At 34.1% G+C, this 599-nt stretch carries 2 protein-coding genes; one reads left to right on the top strand and one right to left on the bottom strand.

What is annotated here, in order from left to right:
- The coding region (locus tag I8U21_RS14835) for a hypothetical protein (protein ID WP_198054204.1) at positions 1-412 on the top strand (412 nt) is incomplete at its 5' end.
- On the opposite strand, the gene I8U21_RS15095 is transcribed toward I8U21_RS14835, so the two are convergent.
- On the bottom strand, positions 402-599 hold a 198-nt coding region (locus I8U21_RS15095; RefSeq protein WP_232337704.1), incomplete at its 5' end, for a hypothetical protein. The two genes, I8U21_RS14835 and I8U21_RS15095, sit on opposite strands and share 11 nt — an antisense overlap.

Genomic DNA, 599 nt, shown 5'->3' with positions numbered 1-599 from the left:
AACGATAACAACATTAGTTAAAAAGTATTTTGATGTGAGAAAGATTGAGCATTTTGTTTATTCAAATGGAACGGAAAAAGATAAATATAAAGGGGACATACCTTCTGTTTTTAAAATGTTGAAAAACGGAGGGGATCCTGATTTTGCATTAACCATAACATTAGATGTTTATGAAAAGAATGGCCAATATGAACAGGGAATCCAAAACTTTTTAAAAGAACTAAAAGGGTTGAATTTTAATGAGACCGGAGTAGCTGTTTTTGTTTACGATGACAAGCTAAAAACGGCACCAGAGGGTGCCAAAGAGAGTGATTACCTCTTATATCGCTATAATATTCCTATAGATGACATCCAAAATATAGATATAGATAAACACGATCTGGATCAATATAAAACAGTAATCAAAGAATAAAGAAACGGGGATGGGCGAAAGAAAAATGGCCCATCCCTAAATTTATGGCTAAATTACTTGGACAGCATTTATATAATGATCTTAGTGGTTGTTTGATGAGAAGAAAGGAGTGGAAAAGGTGAATATCCAAAGAAGCTGGATCGTTTTCATTCTGTTGTTTGTATTCCTTGTGGCTGGATGCACAGGA

Origin of the sequence: Thermoactinomyces sp. CICC 23799, from assembly GCF_016055145.1 — a bacterium.
Classification (GTDB): domain Bacteria; phylum Bacillota; class Bacilli; order Thermoactinomycetales; family Thermoactinomycetaceae; genus Thermoactinomyces; species Thermoactinomyces intermedius.
The sequence above is the reverse complement of the archived record's forward strand: the minus strand, read 5'-3'. Positions and strand labels throughout refer to the sequence as shown.